This window comes from Streptomyces sp. TLI_105 (assembly GCF_900105415.1).
GTDB lineage: Bacteria > Actinomycetota > Actinomycetes > Streptomycetales > Streptomycetaceae > Streptomyces.
Window position 1 is genome coordinate 5047501 of record NZ_FNSM01000001.1, and the last position, 15967, is coordinate 5063467.

A 15967-nucleotide genomic window follows, 5' to 3' on the forward strand; every position below is an offset into this window, starting at 1 on the left:
ACCGTGATTCCGGGAGTAGTGGCGAGCGAAACCGGATGAGGCCAAACCGTATGCGTGTGATACCCGGCAGGGGTTGCGCATGCGGGGTTGTGGGATCTCTCTTTCACAGTCTGCCGGCTGTGAGACGAGTCAGAAACCGTATGGATAGGCGAAGGACATGCGAAAGGTCCGGCGTAGAGGGTAAGACCCCCGTAGCTGAAATCTGTACGGCTCGTTGGAGAGACACCCAAGTAGCACGGGGCCCGAGAAATCCCGTGTGAATCCGGCGGGACCACCCGCTAAGCCTAAATATTCCCTGGTGACCGATAGCGGATAGTACCGTGAGGGAATGGTGAAAAGTACCGCGGGAGCGGAGTGAAATAGTACCTGAAACCGTGTGCCTACAAGCCGTGGGAGCGTCGGATGCAAGCTTGCTTGCATCTCGTGACTGCGTGCCTTTTGAAGAATGAGCCTGCGAGTTTGCGGTGTGTTGCGAGGTTAACCCGTGTGGGGAAGCCGTAGCGAAAGCGAGTCCGAACAGGGCGCTTCAGTAGCACGCTCAAGACCCGAAGCGGAGTGATCTAGCCATGGGCAGGTTGAAGCGGAGGTAAGACTTCGTGGAGGACCGAACCCACCAGGGTTGAAAACCTGGGGGATGACCTGTGGTTAGGGGTGAAAGGCCAATCAAACTCCGTGATAGCTGGTTCTCCCCGAAATGCATTTAGGTGCAGCGTCGCGTGTTTCTTGCCGGAGGTAGAGCACTGGATAGGCGATGGGCCCTACCGGGTTACTGACCTTAGCCAAACTCCGAATGCCGGTAAGTGAGAGCGCGGCAGTGAGACTGTGGGGGATAAGCTCCATGGTCGAGAGGGAAACAGCCCAGAGCATCGACTAAGGCCCCTAAGCGTACGCTAAGTGGGAAAGGATGTGGAGTCGCAGAGACAACCAGGAGGTTGGCTTAGAAGCAGCCACCCTTGAAAGAGTGCGTAATAGCTCACTGGTCAAGTGATTCCGCGCCGACAATGTAGCGGGGCTCAAGCGTACCGCCGAAGTCGTGTCATTGCAGCGTATAGCCCCAACGGGTGTTGTGATGGGTAGGGGAGCGTCGTGTGCCGGGTGAAGCAGCCGCGGAAGCGAGTTGTGGACGGTTCACGAGTGAGAATGCAGGCATGAGTAGCGATACACACGTGAGAAACGTGTGCGCCGATTGACTAAGGGTTCCTGGGTCAAGCTGATCTGCCCAGGGTAAGTCGGGACCTAAGGCGAGGCCGACAGGCGTAGTCGATGGACAACCGGTTGATATTCCGGTACCCGCTTTGAAACGCCCAATACCGAATCCTCTGATGCTAAGCCCGTGAAGCCGTTCCGGACCCTTCGGGGAAAGGAAAGTGGTGGAGCCGGCGAACCGAGGTGGTAGTAGGTAAGCGATGGGGTGACGCAGGAAGGTAGTCCAGCCCGGGCGGTGGTAGTCCCGGGGTAAGGGTGTAGGCCGTGTGATAGGCAAATCCGTCACACACCAAGGCTGAGACCTGATGCCGAGCCGATTGTGGTGAAGTGGATGATCCTATGCTGTCGAGAAAAGCCTCTAGCGAGTTTCATGGCGGCCCGTACCCTAAACCGACTCAGGTGGTCAGGTAGAGAATACCGAGGCGTTCGGGTGAACTATGGTTAAGGAACTCGGCAAAATGCCCCCGTAACTTCGGGAGAAGGGGGGCCACGCCCGGTGATCGGACTTGCTCCGTGAGCTGGGGGTGGCCGCAGAGACCAGCGAGAAGCGACTGTTTACTAAAAACACAGGTCCGTGCGAAGCCGTAAGGCGATGTATACGGACTGACGCCTGCCCGGTGCTGGAACGTTAAGGGGACCGGTTAGTCACATTTCGGTGTGGCGAAGCTGAGAACTTAAGCGCCAGTAAACGGCGGTGGTAACTATAACCATCCTAAGGTAGCGAAATTCCTTGTCGGGTAAGTTCCGACCTGCACGAATGGCGTAACGACTTCTCGACTGTCTCAACCATAGGCCCGGTGAAATTGCACTACGAGTAAAGATGCTCGTTTCGCGCAGCAGGACGGAAAGACCCCGGGACCTTTACTACAGTTTGATATTGGTGTTCGGTTCGGCTTGTGTAGGATAGGTGGGAGACTGTGAAGCCGTGACGCCAGTCATGGTGGAGTCGCCGTTGAAATACCACTCTGGTCGTGCTGGATGTCTAACCTCGGTCCGTGATCCGGATCAGGGACAGTGTCTGATGGGTAGTTTAACTGGGGCGGTTGCCTCCCAAAGGGTAACGGAGGCGCCCAAAGGTTCCCTCAGCCTGGTTGGCAATCAGGTGTTGAGTGTAAGTGCACAAGGGAGCTTGACTGTGAGACCGACGGGTCGAGCAGGGACGAAAGTCGGGACTAGTGATCCGGCGGTGGCTTGTGGAAGCGCCGTCGCTCAACGGATAAAAGGTACCCCGGGGATAACAGGCTGATCTTCCCCAAGAGTCCATATCGACGGGATGGTTTGGCACCTCGATGTCGGCTCGTCGCATCCTGGGGCTGGAGTCGGTCCCAAGGGTTGGGCTGTTCGCCCATTAAAGCGGTACGCGAGCTGGGTTTAGAACGTCGTGAGACAGTTCGGTCCCTATCCGCTGTGCGCGTAGGAATATTGAGAAGGGCTGTCCCTAGTACGAGAGGACCGGGACGGACGAACCTCTGGTGTGCCAGTTGTCCTGCCAAGGGCATGGCTGGTTGGCTACGTTCGGGAGGGATAACCGCTGAAAGCATCTAAGCGGGAAGCCTGCTTCGAGATGAGTATTCCCACCTCCTTGAGAGGGTAAGGCTCCCAGTAGACGACTGGGTTGATAGGCCGGATGTGGAAGCCCCGTAAGGGGTGGAGCTGACCGGTACTAATAGGCCGAGGGCTTGTCCTCAGTTGCTCGCGTCCACTGTGTTAGTTCTGAAGCAACGAACACGCCCCCTGCGGGGTGCGGCGGTTCGTGAACTTCATAGAGTTTCGGTGGTCATAGCGTTAGGGAAACGCCCGGTTACATTCCGAACCCGGAAGCTAAGCCTTTCAGCGCCGATGGTACTGCAGGGGGGACCCTGTGGGAGAGTAGGACACCGCCGAACAATCATTGTGGGAAAGCCCCGCACCTCATGGTGCGGGGCTTTTCTGCGTTTACGGTCCGGCGGGCCGGATCTCCCTTCGGGACACGGCGCTGTCACCGGTTTTTCAGAGGCGGCCGGCTGCTTTCAGAGCGAGATAGGCGTCCGCCAGGGCGGGAGCGAGGGTCTCGGGGGTGGCGTCGACGACCGTGACGCCCTGGCGCCGGAGCTGATCTGCGGTACGGGCGCGCTGGGACTGGGTCTGAGTGGCGGCCGCGGCCTCGTAGACCGCTTCGATCGTGCCGCGTCCCCCGGCCATGCGCGTCACATGGGGATCGGCGACGGAGGCCACCAGGACCGTGTGGCGCTGGGAGAGCTGGGGGAGGACCGGGAGGAGGCCCTCCTCGATCGGGGCGGCGTCGAGGCCGGTCAGGAGGACGATCAGCGAGCGGCGCGGAGCGCGTGCCAGGGCCGTCGCGGCGAGACCGCGTGCGTCGGTCTCCACGAGCTCGGGCTCCAGCGGGGCGAGGGCGTTGACCACGGCCGGCAGGACGTCGCCGGCGGAGCGGCCCTGGACCTGGGCGCGGAGGCGGCGGTCGTAGGCCAGGAGGTCCACGCGGTCACCGGCTCGGGAGGCGAGCGCGGTGAGGAGGAGGGCCGCGTCCATGGAGGCGTCCAGGCGGGGGACGTCGCCGACGCGCCCCGCCGAAGTGCGGCCGGTGTCGAGGACGATCAGGATGTGCCGGTCGCGTTCGGGTCGCCAGGTGCGGACGGCCACGGTGGTCTGGCGGGCCGTGGCCCGCCAGTCGATCGAGCGGGTGTCGTCGCCGGGGACGTACTCGCGGAGGCTGTCGAACTCTGTCCCCTCGCCTCGGGTGAGCACGCTGGTGCGGCCGTCGAGCTCGCGGAGCCGGGCCAGGCGTGATGGCAGGTGTTTGCGGCTGGTGAAGGGCGGCAGGACACGGACGGTCCAGGGGACCTCGTGGTGGCCCTGGCGGGCCGCGAGGCCCAGGGGGCCGAACGAGCGGACAGTGATCCGTTCGGCATGGCGGTCGCCGCGGCGGGTCGGACGCAGGCTCGTGGTGAGTCGGCGGCGCTCGCCGGCGGGGACGGTCAGCCGGCGGCGTGAGGAGGCCTGTTCGGTGCCTGGGAGCCAGCTGCTGGGCGGCCAGGCGTCGCGGAGCTGGGCGCGGAGGCGGCGGCGGGACGGGTTGGTGACGGTGAGCTGGACCTCGGCCCCGTCACCGAGTCGAACGGATGTATCACCACTTCGGGTGAATTGGAGCGTTCGTACTGGCGCCGCCAGGGCGTAGTCGCACAGAATTGCGAGGGAGAGGGGCGCGTTCACCGCGAGCATCCCTGCCCAGCTGGGGGCGAGGAGGCCGACGGGGAGCGATCCGAGGGCGGCGAGCAGCGCGGTTCGTCCGGTGAGGGCCATGGGGCGCCGTTCTCAGCGGGGGACGGGGACGTGGGCGAGGATCGAGTTGATGACGGAGTCGGGGGTGACCCCCTCCATCTCGGCCTCGGGCCGCAGGTGGATGCGATGACGCAGGGTGGGGAGAGCGAGGGCCTTCACATCGTCCGGGGTGACGTAGTCCCGGCCGGTGAGCCAGGCCCAGGCGCGGGCGGTGGAGAGCAGGGCGGTGGCGCCTCGGGGGGAGACCCCGAGCGTGAGCGAGGGGGATTCACGCGTGGCACGACAGATATCGACGACATAGCCGGCGATCTCGGTGGAGACCGAGACCTTGGCGACGGCGGCCCGGGCCGCTTCGAGCTCGGCGGGGCCCGCCACGGGGCGGACGCCGGCGGCCTTCAGGTCGCGGGGGTCGAAGCCCTCGGCGTGACGGGTGAGGACATGGATCTCGTCCGCGCGTGAGGGCAGAGGAACCGTCAGCTTGAGCAGGAAGCGGTCCAGTTGGGCCTCGGGGAGCGGGTAGGTGCCCTCGTACTCGACGGGGTTCTGGGTCGCGGCGACCAGAAACGGCTCCGGGAGGGGGCGCGGGGTGCCGTCGACCGTGACCTGACGCTCCTCCATCGCCTCCAGGAGGGAGGACTGGGTCTTCGGGGGCGTGCGGTTGATCTCGTCGGCGAGCAGCAGGTTGGTGAAGACCGGGCCGGGCTGGAAGGAGAACTCGGCGGTGCGGGCGTCGTAGACCAGGGAGCCGGTGACGTCGCTGGGCATCAGGTCGGGGGTGAACTGGACGCGCTTGGTGTCGAGTTCGAGCGCGGCCGCCAGTGAGCGGACCAGGAGGGTCTTGGCGACTCCGGGGACGCCTTCGAGGAGGACGTGTCCCCGGCAGAGCAGGGCGACGACGAGACCGGTGACGGCGGGGTCCTGGCCGACCACGGCCTTCGCGATCTCGGTGCGCAGGGCCTCCAGGGAGGCGCGGGCGCTGTCCGAGTCCGTGGCGGTCTCGGGGGTCGGGGCGCTCATGAGGTGCGTACCTCTCTTTCGAGGGCGTCGAGTTGGTCCGCCAGGCGGATGAGGGTGGCGTCGTCGGCGGGAGCCGGGCCGAAGAGGAGGTTCCTGGTGTCCGCCGTCGTCTCGGGGAGACGGGCGGAGAGTGCGGGGAGGAGACGGTCGGGGGAGTGGGCGTCCTGGACGGGGACGCCGAGCAGCGGGGCGAGCCGGGTGCGGGTCGCGGTGCGCAGGACGGAGGCGGCGCGGTCGCGGGCGTTCGCCTTGCGGTAGAGGCGGGCGCGGCCCTCGGTGGCCTCGGAGGCGCGGAGGGCGACGGGGAGGCGCTCGGTGACCAGGGGGCCGAGGCGGCGGCCGCGCCAGAGGGCGGCCAGCAGGGCCGCGAGGGCGAGTTGGAGGGTGCCCCACAGCCAGCCGGAGGGGATGAGAGCGAGGAAGTTGCCCGTGGTGTCGTCGGCGGGCGTGTCGGTGGTGGCCGAGGTGTCGGAGAGGGAGGGGAGGTACCAGACGAGATGGGGCTGGGAGCCGAGGAGTTGCAGGGCCAGCGAGGCGTTGCCCCGTTGGTCGAGGTGGGAGTTGTAGAGGATGTCGGGCGAGCCGAGGAGGACGGTGTCGGTGGTGCCCGTGCCGCTGCCGGTGCCGGTGCCGGGGAGGAGGAGCAGGGTGGGCAGGCCGTCGGAGCGGTAGCAGGCCTCGGCGGGGGTGCCGGGGGAGGTCTCGTAGCGTTCGCCGCCGAGGTCGGCGCTGCCGGCGCGGGTGGCGGCCGGCAGGGCGCAGCCGGGGGCGCGTTCCTCCACCGGGGTGCTCGGGGCGCTGGTGACTCCCGGGGCCAGGGTGTCGAGGGAGGCGCGGCCCGCGCCGACGAGGACCGTGCGGGTGGCGGAGCCGGTCATGGCCGAGTGGAGTGTGGACTGCTGGGCGTCCGTCAGCAGGTCGGGGGTGGTGACCAGGAGGGTGGTTCCGGCGTCCGTGGCCGCCGTGGCCTCGGCCAGGGTGGTGACGAGGGTGACGGTGACGCCGCGGGCCTTGAGGAGTTCGGCGACGGCGCGGCTGCCCTGCGGGTCGGCGGAGCGCGGGTCGAGGGCGCCGTGGGCGTCGGTGGACCGGAAGGTCGCGAGGGCGAGGCCGCCGGTCAGGATCAGGGCGAGGACGAGGACCGCGCCGCGGACGCGGGTCCACACCTGGCGGGCGGAGGGGGCCGTCGAGGTGGTGCCGGTGACCGGGCGGCTCATGCGGGCGTCCCCGGGGAGGCGGTGTCGAGGGTCGGGCGGGTCCGTTCCAGGGCGGTGTCCAGTGCCTCGACGCGGCGGTACGCGGGCTCGTCGGCGGTGCGGCCGCCGTACGTGACGTCGTCGAAGGCGCGGGCCGCGAGGCGCAGGTCGTCCGCGTGGGAGGGGAGGGAGCGGCCGGCTTCGGCGGCGGCCTCGTCGGCGGTGCGGCCGGGGCGGGGTTCGAGGAGGGTGCGCTCCTCCAGGGAGCGGACGATGGCCCGCATCCGTTCCTGGACGGCTTCGTTCCAGCGGCCGGCGGAGGCGTGCCGTGCGGCGGCCGTCCGGTGGTCCCGGGCGGTGCGGGGGCCGTCGGCGAAGAGGGAGTCGCCGGTGGTGCCGGGGGCCCGGTGCGGGGTGCCGAGGCGCCACCAGAGGGCGGCGACCAGGGCGGCCACCACCAGGACGATGACGACGAGGCCGAGGACGCCGCCCGGGGTGGCCCCGGAAGCGGTGCCGAAGAGGTCGTCCAGCCACTCCCAGAAGCGGTCGAGGCCGCGCTGGAGGAGGTTCGGGTCGTTCTCGTGGTACCTCGGATCGGACAGCTCCCGCTCCGCCGCCTCGCGGGCGGGGACGCGGGAGATGTCCACCGGTGTGTCGCCGTCGGCGCGCAGCCGTGCCAGTGCCGCGGCCGCTCCCCCCGTGAACGTCACCGCATCAGCCCCCGACGGTGTCGGTGCCCGGCGTGGGGCCGTAGCCGGGGAGACCCGCGGCCCGGGCCAGTTCGAGGTCCAGGGCTTCGCGGCGGATGCGCTGGTCCACGTAGAGGAGGACGGTCACGCCGGCCGAGATCGGGTAGGTGATCGCGCTGGTGATCACGCCGCCGATGCCCGTGATGATCAGGAACGGCCAGCCGAACGTGGTGGTGGTGCCGGACATCAGGCCGGAGAAGCCCTCGCCGTCGACCGCGATGCCGATGATGGTGAACGGGATCGCGATGATCATGGCGAAGAGGAAGATCAGCAGCTGCGTCAGCAGGGTGATGCCGAAGATCCGCCACCACGAGCCCCGCACCAGCTTCGCCGAGCGCTTCAGCGACGGGACGACGCCTCGGCGCTCCAGCATGAGGGCGGGGGAGGAGAGGCTGAAGCGGATCATCAGCCAGAGGACCGCCGCGATGGCACCCAGACCGCCGAGGAAGGCCAGGGCCACGCCCGGGGCGCCGCCGATCAGGAGGCCGGGGAGCAGGCCGACGGTCATGATGGCGACGGCCATCGCCGCGAGGAGCAGGGTCAGACCGAGGAGCTGGAGCAGGCGCGGGCGGGCCTCCTGCCAGGCGGAGCCCAGCGAGACCGGGCGGCCGAGGATCGCGCGGCTGATGACGACGGTCAGCAGGGCGGCGCTCACGAGCGACGCCACCATCGTCACCAGGAGCGACGGACCCAGGGCGATCAGGGAGGCCTGGGCCGAGTCGACGGACTGCTGCAGCTGCTCGGCGGGCGTGGCGTCGGCATTGACCTCGGGGGGCGCCGGCACGAGGTACCGCTGGGCCAGGATGTCGGCGATCTGGGAGATCACCGCGACCGTGACGGTGATGGTGAGGACCGTGCGCCAGTAGGTGCGGAGGGTCTTCACCGCGCCGTCGAGGATCTCGCCCATGCCCAGCGGGCGCAGCGGGATGACTCCGGGCTTCGCGGCCGGAGGCCTGCCCCAGTGGACGTTCGGCGGCGGGGCTCCCCAGTTCTGGCCGGGTGCGGGAGGCGGTGTCCGGTCGGTCGGCGGGGACCACTGGCCGGCGGGCGGCTGGTCCTTGGACCACTGGACGGTGGAGCCGTTCGCCTCGGCCGGGGAGGGAGGTCCGGGGACCCCCGAGTCGTCCTGGCCGTCGGAGGGGGCGGATCCGGGCGAGGTCCAGCCCGGAGTGTCGTTCACGGTCGTCCACCTCGGAGGAATGGTCGCGGTGCCGGATCGGCGAACCGGCTCGGTCACGGCGGCCGACACCTGACACGGCGGCGGGCCGGGTGCCATCGTGCCACGCGGGGCCCGCCCATGGGCCGGAGCCCGCATCTCCTTCGTACCTTTGTCCGGACCTTCATTGTGCGAGCGGCAGGCGGCACAGCGTGCGGATGCCCGATCAGGTCGCGCGAACCGCGCGTGGACGGGCCGAGCGGGCCGCCCTCCACGGGAGCGCGGCCCGGGCGGGGGGAGGCGCCGTGGGGCAGGTCCCGGCCCCTGACCCCGACCTCAGCCGAGGGCGGTGAAGCAAGCAGCACGACGACGCCGCGATCGCGTACATCCATCGCGTACATCCGCCGGGTCCTATGTGCTCACCGTTCTTGAGGATCAGGTTGTGCGCTGCCAAGGCGGGGGCCGGGGCGGTCTTGTACTGCGCGCACACCTCAGGGGCTGCGGACAGCGCGTCCTTTTCGGTAGCTCCGGCGGACCAGTCACTGTCGGCTCGCTCGGAAGGTCGTAGGGCGTTTTCGCGAAGTAGCCTGATCCGTCCCATGGGCCGTGGAAGGCCGCGCAGGGTACGGTTCTGCGCGACCACGGGGGAGACGGGGGTGACATCCATGACTGACATCAACACCCATGGACACGGACGGTCACCAGTGACTGATCTTGGACGTCGCCGCAGGTCAGTGAGGTATCTCACCAGCCGCCTTAGGACTGATACGGAAATGGGATGATGTCGATATGAAGGGACGCGTTCTTGTCGTCGACGACGACACCGCACTGGCCGAGATGCTCGGCATCGTGCTGCGGGGTGAAGGGTTCGAGCCGTCGTTCGTCGCGGACGGTGACAAGGCGCTTGCCGCTTTCAGAGAGGCCAAGCCCGATCTGGTGCTGCTGGACCTGATGCTGCCCGGAAGGGACGGCATCGAGGTGTGCCGGCTCATCCGCGCCGAGTCCGGTGTGCCGATCGTCATGCTCACGGCCAAGAGCGACACCGTCGACGTGGTCGTGGGTCTGGAGTCCGGCGCCGACGACTACATCGTGAAGCCGTTCAAGCCGAAGGAGCTCGTCGCCCGTATCCGGGCGCGGCTGCGGAGGTCCGAGGAGCCGGCTCCCGAGCAGCTCACCATCGGCGACCTGGTCATCGACGTGGCCGGGCACTCCGTGAAGCGGGACGGGCAGTCCATCGCCCTGACCCCGCTGGAGTTCGACCTCCTGGTCGCGCTCGCGCGCAAGCCGTGGCAGGTCTTCACCCGCGAGGTCCTGCTCGAGCAGGTCTGGGGCTACCGGCACGCGGCCGACACCCGGCTGGTGAACGTGCACGTCCAGCGGCTCCGCTCGAAGGTCGAGAAGGACCCCGAGCGCCCGGAGATCGTGGTGACCGTCCGCGGTGTCGGCTACAAGGCGGGACCGAGCTGACATGACTGCGGGCAGTACTGCTCCGAAGCCCGGGGACCCGGGAGTCCGTACGGGGCGGACTGCCGGACCGGGGCGGGGGGGCTCGCGATTCGGCCGTCTGCTGCGCGGCGGAGGACTCCTCCGCAGCAGACCGGTTCTGCGGCTCTTCGCGCGCTGGGTCCGCCGGCCGCTGCTGCCCGCGGTGCGGCTGTGGCGGCGGAACATCCAGCTGAGGATCGTCGCGGGCACCCTGCTCATGTCGCTCGGAGTGGTGCTGCTGCTCGGCATCGTCGTCATCGGGCAGGTCCGCAACGGCCTGCTCGACGCCAAGGAGAGGGCCGCCCAGAGCCAGGCCGCCGGGGGGTTCTCCGCCGCCCAGGACCGGGCGGCGACCACTCCCTCCGCCCCCGGTCAGCAGGACGGCGTGCGGGCCGGTGCCTCCGTGAACTGGCGCTCCACGCTGGTCGAGCAGCTCGCCAGCGGTGGTCAGAGCGCGTTCAACGTGGTCGCGCTCTCCCTCGACACCGGCGACACCGCGAGCCGGGGCGCCCGTGCCTCCGGCGAGGTCGACCCGACCACGAGCATCCCCGCCGACCTGCGGCACTCGGTCGCGCAGGGCGCCGGCACCTTCCAGAAGTTCACGCGGATCCACTACACCAGCGGCAAGGCGTCCGAGCCGGGCCTGGTGATCGGCAAGCGGCTGAACGACGCCGACGGCGACCAGTACGAGCTGTACTACCTCTTCCCGCTGACCCAGGAGGAGGACTCCCTCACCCTGGTCAAGGGGACCCTGGCGACCGCCGGGCTGTTCGTCGTCGTGCTGCTCGGCGCCATCGCCTGGCTCATGGTGCGGCAGGTCGTCACGCCCGTGCGGATGGCCGCCGGGATCGCCGAACGGCTCTCGGCCGGCCGCCTCCAGGAGCGCATGAAGGTCACCGGCGAGGACGACATCGCGCGCCTCGGCGAGGCCTTCAACAAGATGGCCTCCAACCTCCAGCTCAAGATCCAGCAGCTGGAGGAGCTGTCGCGGATGCAGCGGCGGTTCGTCTCCGACGTCTCGCACGAGCTGCGGACCCCGCTGACCACGGTTCGGATGGCCGCCGACGTCATCCACGAGGCCCGCGTCGACTTCGACCCGATCACCGCCCGCTCCGCCGAACTCCTCGGCGACCAGCTCGACCGCTTCGAGTCGCTGCTCTCCGACCTCCTGGAGATCAGCCGCTTCGACGCGGGCGCGGCCGCCCTGGAAGCCGAGCCGATAGACCTGCGCCAGGTCGTCCGCCGTGTCATCGGCGGCGCCGAACCCCTCGCCGAGCGCAAGGGCACCCGGATCGTGGTCCTCGGCGACCAGCAGCCCGTGGTGGCCGAGGCGGACGCCCGCCGCGTCGAGCGGGTGCTGCGCAACCTCGTCGTCAACGCCGTCGAGCACGGCGAGGGCCGGGACGTGGTCGTGAAGCTCGCCGCCGCCGGCGGGGCCGTCGCCGTCGCCGTCCGCGACTACGGCGTCGGGCTCAAGCCGGGCGAGGCCACCCGGGTCTTCAACCGCTTCTGGCGCGCCGACCCCGCACGCGCGCGCACCACCGGCGGCACGGGCCTCGGCCTGTCGATCGCCGTGGAGGACGCGAGGCTGCACGGCGGCTGGCTCCAGGCCTGGGGCGAGGCCGGCGGCGGCTCGCAGTTCCGGCTCACCCTGCCGCGCACCGCGGACGAGCCGCTGCGGGGATCGCCGATCCCGCTGGAGCCCGAGGACTCCCGGCGCAACCGCGAGCAGACCGCCGCCGGACGCGACCAGGAGAGCGGCCGGCTCACCACCGTGCCCGCGCAGCCCGTCGGTGACCGGTCGGCGCTCGCCGTGCCGCCGAGGCTGCCCGGGCCGCCGCGGGCGACCGTCGATCCGACGGCGCTGCCCGGCAGCGGCGCACGGGTCGTGGCGCGGACGGCGACGGACGACGGCGGCGGGACGGGCCCGGCGACGGCCGGGGGGAACGGGCATCTGGAGCGGGAGGACGGGACACGTGGGCGCTGACTCCCGAGCGGAGCACGCGGGGCGGGGACGGAGTACACGCGCGGTGGTCCTCGCCGCGTGCGGCGGGCTTCTGGTGACCGGGTGCGCGGCGATGCCCGACAGCGGGGACGTGCAGGCGGTGAAAGGCGCCGGCACGGGCGACTCGCAGGTACGGGTCTATGCCGTCGCCCCCCGGGAGAACGCGGACCCGGACGAGATCGTCGACGGCTTCCTGGAAGCCATGACGAGTGACGACCCCGGCTTCGCCACCGCCCGCAAGTACCTCACGAAGAAGGCCGCGCAGGGCTGGAAGCCGGAGCAGAGCATCACCGTGCTCACCACCGCGCCCGACCGCGAGCAGGCCGACCGCAACGCCGACCCCGAGAACCAGGGGCGCGCCTTCCCGCTCTCCGGCCGCAAGATCGCGACCGTGGACGCGCGCCACGCCTATCAGCCGAACAGCCCCACCGAGTACCTGCAGTCGATCCACGTCGTGCAGCAGCCTTCGGCGAACGGCAAGGGCAAGGAGTGGCGCATCGACAGCCTCCCGCCCGGCCTGGTCCTCGGCGAGGCCGACTTCCTCCGCAACTACCGCTCGGTCAACAAGTACTACTTCGCCTCCGGGGAGGACTGGGTCGTCGCCGACCCCGTCTACATCCGGCAGCGGCAGGACCCCGTCACCCGGATGGACCCGGTGACGCAGACGGTCAAGGCGCTGTTGGAGGGCCCGACGAACTGGCTGAAGCCCGCCGTCGACTCGCAGTTCCCCTCCGGTACGGAGCTGAAGACCGGCGTCACCACCCTGACCACGGACGACCAGTCCACGCTGAGGGTGCCGCTCAACCGCAAGGCGGACCGGGCCGGCGGCGAGGCGTGCCGGCGGATGGCGGCGCAGCTGCTGTTCACGCTGGGCGACCTGACCTCCGTACGGGTCGAGCATGTGGAGCTCCTGGGGTCCAGCGGGCAGTCGCTGTGCCGGCTGGGCAAGGGACAGGCGCTCGAGTTCGCCGCGGTGCGGAACACCGACCGCGAGGAGCACCCGTACTTCGTCGACGAGCACGGCAAGCTGATGATGCTCCTGGTCGGCGGCAAGGAGGCGAACGCGCCGGTCGAGGTGCCGGGGCCGTTCGGCAAGGGCACGACGCCGCTCCGCTCGGTCGCCGTCGACCGGGGCGAGACCCGGGCCGCCGGGGTCGGGGAGACCGGCCGCGAGCTGCTCGTCTCCTCCATCACCACGGAGCAGGACGCGCTGCCGCCCGTCCTGACCAGCAAGGCCGCCCGGCCGGCCGACCGGCTGTCCGCGCCCAGCTGGGACGGCAGGGGCGATCTGTGGGTCGCCGACCGGGACCCCGCCGCGCCCCAGCTGTGGATGGTGCCGGACGGCACCGGGCACCCGGTCAAGGTCCGCACGCCGTGGCTCGGGGACGACGCCCGCATCGAGTCGCTGCGGGTCTCCGCCGACGGCGTACGGATCGCGCTGGTGGTCACGCGGGGCGAGCACACGACCCTGCAGATCGGCCGGATCCAGCGGCAGACGACGGGCGAGGAGCCGGCCGTCTCCGTCCTGGACCTGCAGCCCGCCGCGCCCCGGATGGAGTCGGTCACCGCCGTCTCCTGGGCCGGCCCCAGTCGGCTCGTCGTGGTCGGCAAGGAGGCGGGAGGCGTCCAGCAGATCCGCTACCTCCAGACCGACGGCTCGACCTCGACGACCTCGGTGCTCCCCGGCCTGAACGGGGTGACCTCGGTGACCGCCCCGCACAAGGACACGGTGCCGGTGGTGGCCGACTCCGGCGACGACGGGATCGTGCGGTTGGTGCCGGGGACGAACTGGCAGCCGGTGGCGAAGAAGGGGTTCTCGCCGGTCTACCCCGGCTAGGACGTGCTCCGCGAGGCGCTGCCGGGGCCGGCTCGCAGGGCCTGAGGTTCGCCCTGCCGGGGCCGCTCGCGGGGCCTCGCAGGGCCGTACCTGACGTACTCGGGGCTTCGCGGGCGGTTTTCCACAGGGGTGGCAGGGAGGGGCCCGGAGGTGCACAGTGGAGCCATGCGGGGGTGGTGGCGCGAGATCGCCGGGCTGGTGCTGCCGGTCGCCTGCGGAGGCTGCGGCAGACCGCGGACGGAGCTGTGCGCGGCCTGCGCGCACGCGCTCGCCGGGGCGCCGCCGCGCAGGGTGAGGCCCGCGCCCGAGCCCGCCGGACTGCCCGTGGTCCACGCCGCCGCGCCGTACGCCGACGCCGTGCGGGAGCTGCTCCTCGCCCACAAGGAGCGCGGGGCCCTCACGCTCGCCGGGCCCTTGGGCGGTGCCCTCGCCGGGGCCGTGGCGGCCGCCGGCCGGTCCGGGACGGGGGCCGCGGACGGACCGCTACTCCTCGTGCCCGTGCCCTCCTCGCGGCGTTCCGTACGGGCGCGTGGCCACGATCCGACGCGGCGGATCGCACTGGCCGCGGCGGCCCGGCTGCGGCGGTCGGGGTGGCCGGCGCGGGTCGTGCCCGTGCTCCGGCAGCGGCGGTACGTGGCGGATCAGGCCGGGCTCGGGGCGCGCGGGCGCTTCGCCAACCTGTCGGGGGCGCTGGAGGTCGTGCCGGGCGGAGCGCGGCTTCTGACGGCGGGGAGGGTGATCCTCGTGGACGACCTGATGACCACGGGCGCCTCGCTCGCGGAGGCGGCGCGCGCACTCGGAGCCGTACACCTTCCGTTCATTCCTGGAATACCGCACGGCTTACCGACCGGTTCGGCGCAGCGTGAAATCGAACAGCGCGCTGCGGCTGTGATCGCATCCTCTCCCGCTTCGTTCGAAATAAACCGGAACTCGCCGGAAACTTGGATCGTTGCAGGTGGTGAGAGGTGAAAGCACCCGTCCGGAGGTATGTCGCGGTAGCGGGTGCCGACACCCGTCCGAAGGGGCTATGTTCGGTTGTGAGGAATGGAGAACGCCATCGCCTCACCGAATACTGGTTGCGCCTACAGGACAGGAGTTCAGGGCGAATTAACCTCTTGTCGATGGGGTGGGGATCTCGTCGACTGGGCAGGAGGAGGGCGAAGTCGCCAAGTCCGAACTCCGGTGACACCACCGGAGTCTGGTGCAAAGGGAGATGCCCGGCGGCCAAGGAGCCGACCAGGGCGATCCGGGAACGGAGTTCTGCGTGGACATCGTCGTCAAGGGCCGCAAGACCGAGGTGCCCGAGCGGTTCCGCAAGCACGTGGCCGAGAAGCTGAAGCTGGAGAAGATCCAGAAGCTCGACGGCAAGGTGATCAGCCTCGACGTCGAGGTGTCCAAGGAGCACAACCCGCGGCAGGCCGACCGGTCCGACCGCGTGGAGATCACCCTCCACTCCCGAGGCCCGGTGATCCGGGCGGAAGCGGCGGCAGGCGACCCGTACGCAGCGCTCGACCTCGCCAGCGACAAGCTCGAGGCACGACTGCGCAAGCAGCACGACAAGCGATACACCCGGCGTGGCAACGGCCGGCTGTCCGCGGCGGAGGTCGGGGACGTGGTGCCCGGCGCCGCCAAGCTCAACGGAGACGGCCAACTGGCCGTCGACGAGACCGAGAAGGTGCCCACCACGATGATGGGCTCCATCGAGGTCCAGGGCGAGGGCCCGCTCGTGGTCCGCGAGAAGACCCACCGGGCCGCACCGATGACGCTCGACCAGGCGCTCTACGAGATGGAGCTGGTCGGGCACGACTTCTACCTCTTCGTCGACTCCGACACCAAGCAGCCGAGCGTCGTCTACCGGCGACACGCCTACGACTACGGCGTCATCCACCTGGAGAGCGACCCGCTCGCCGAGGGCGGCGGCGTCGGCGGTGCGCTCGGCGGCTGACCCGCCGCACCGCACCGCCTCCGAACAGGTGTCCCTCTCGGTGCCCCTGGAGCGCAATTCGCGCCCCCAGGGGCGCCCCCGTGCGTCCGTGG

Annotated in this window: 10 protein-coding genes and 2 rRNA genes (1 of these 12 cut by a window edge); 7 read left to right on the forward strand and 5 right to left on the reverse strand. The window is 69.9% G+C overall.

What is annotated here, in order from left to right; translation table 11 throughout:
• Both BLW86_RS23150 and rrf read left to right on the forward strand, forming a co-directional pair.
• Window positions 1-2893: ribosomal RNA gene (locus tag BLW86_RS23150) — 23S ribosomal RNA — on the forward strand (it extends 229 nt beyond the left edge of the window).
• Between the two features lie 82 nt (window positions 2894-2975).
• Window positions 2976-3092 (forward strand): 5S ribosomal RNA (gene rrf / locus BLW86_RS23155).
• 103 nt (window positions 3093-3195) lie between these two features.
• Here rrf and BLW86_RS23160 read toward each other — a convergent pair.
• From BLW86_RS23160 to BLW86_RS23180, 5 genes are read right to left on the reverse strand one after another with little or no spacing between them, the layout of a single operon-like run.
• Entirely contained in the window at window positions 3196-4506 is a 1311-nt protein-coding gene (locus BLW86_RS23160; protein WP_093875820.1) for a DUF58 domain-containing protein, read from the reverse strand.
• Between the two features lie 12 nt (window positions 4507-4518).
• On the reverse strand, window positions 4519-5502 hold the full coding sequence (locus tag BLW86_RS23165; RefSeq protein ID WP_030694139.1) for an AAA family ATPase: 984 nt from the start codon (window positions 5500-5502) through the stop codon (window positions 4519-4521).
• Entirely contained in the window at window positions 5499-6719 is a 1221-nt protein-coding gene (locus tag BLW86_RS23170; RefSeq protein WP_093875821.1) for a DUF4350 domain-containing protein, read from the reverse strand. The genes BLW86_RS23165 and BLW86_RS23170 overlap by 4 nt, the downstream gene beginning before the upstream one ends.
• Window positions 6716-7408, reverse strand: a complete 693-nt coding sequence (locus BLW86_RS23175; protein ID WP_093875822.1) for a DUF4129 domain-containing protein — start codon at window positions 7406-7408, stop codon at window positions 6716-6718. The genes BLW86_RS23170 and BLW86_RS23175 overlap by 4 nt, the downstream gene beginning before the upstream one ends.
• Window positions 7409-7412: 4 nt before the next feature.
• Complete coding sequence (locus BLW86_RS23180; RefSeq protein ID WP_093875823.1) at window positions 7413-8627, reverse strand: DUF7847 domain-containing protein; 1215 nt, start codon at window positions 8625-8627, stop codon at window positions 7413-7415.
• A 765-nt stretch (window positions 8628-9392) separates the two neighbouring features.
• Between BLW86_RS23180 and mtrA the strand changes: the two genes are divergently transcribed.
• The 5 genes from mtrA to hpf all read left to right on the forward strand — a co-directional run bounded on the left by mtrA (window position 9393) and on the right by hpf (window position 15875).
• Window positions 9393-10070 carry a two-component system response regulator MtrA gene (mtrA, locus tag BLW86_RS23185; RefSeq protein WP_010356958.1) on the forward strand — a complete coding sequence of 226 codons (678 nt, stop codon included), beginning with the start codon at window positions 9393-9395 and terminating at the stop codon, window positions 10068-10070.
• 1 nt (window position 10071) lies between these two features.
• On the forward strand, window positions 10072-12075 hold the full coding sequence (gene mtrB / locus BLW86_RS23190) for an MtrAB system histidine kinase MtrB (protein ID WP_093875824.1): 2004 nt from the start codon (window positions 10072-10074) through the stop codon (window positions 12073-12075).
• 91 nt (window positions 12076-12166) lie between these two features.
• Window positions 12167-13930, forward strand: a complete 1764-nt coding sequence (locus tag BLW86_RS23195; protein ID WP_256341397.1) for an LpqB family beta-propeller domain-containing protein — start codon at window positions 12167-12169, stop codon at window positions 13928-13930.
• Window positions 13931-14095: 165 nt separating this feature from the next.
• Window positions 14096-14899, forward strand: coding sequence for a ComF family protein (locus BLW86_RS23200; RefSeq protein ID WP_093875826.1), 804 nt, complete (start codon window positions 14096-14098; stop codon window positions 14897-14899).
• Between the two features lie 295 nt (window positions 14900-15194).
• Window positions 15195-15875, forward strand: coding sequence for a ribosome hibernation-promoting factor, HPF/YfiA family (gene hpf / locus BLW86_RS23205; protein WP_371129564.1), 681 nt, complete (start codon window positions 15195-15197; stop codon window positions 15873-15875).
• Window positions 15876-15967: the final 92 nt, after the last annotated feature.

What these genes read in the sequence shown, in the direction of transcription:
- BLW86_RS23160 (WP_093875820.1), bottom strand. Translation starts at nt 4,506, where the DNA reads ATGGCCCTCACCGGACGAACCGCGCTGCTCGCCGCCCTCGGATCGCTC.
- BLW86_RS23165 (WP_030694139.1), bottom strand. Translation starts at nt 5,502, where the DNA reads ATGAGCGCCCCGACCCCCGAGACCGCCACGGACTCGGACAGCGCCCGC.
- BLW86_RS23170 (WP_093875821.1), bottom strand. Translation starts at nt 6,719, where the DNA reads ATGAGCCGCCCGGTCACCGGCACCACCTCGACGGCCCCCTCCGCCCGC.
- mtrA (WP_010356958.1), top strand. Translation starts at nt 9,393, where the DNA reads ATGAAGGGACGCGTTCTTGTCGTCGACGACGACACCGCACTGGCCGAG.
- mtrB (WP_093875824.1), top strand. Translation starts at nt 10,072, where the DNA reads ATGACTGCGGGCAGTACTGCTCCGAAGCCCGGGGACCCGGGAGTCCGT.
- BLW86_RS23195 (WP_256341397.1), top strand. Translation starts at nt 12,167, where the DNA reads ATGCCCGACAGCGGGGACGTGCAGGCGGTGAAAGGCGCCGGCACGGGC.
- BLW86_RS23200 (WP_093875826.1), top strand. Translation starts at nt 14,096, where the DNA reads ATGCGGGGGTGGTGGCGCGAGATCGCCGGGCTGGTGCTGCCGGTCGCC.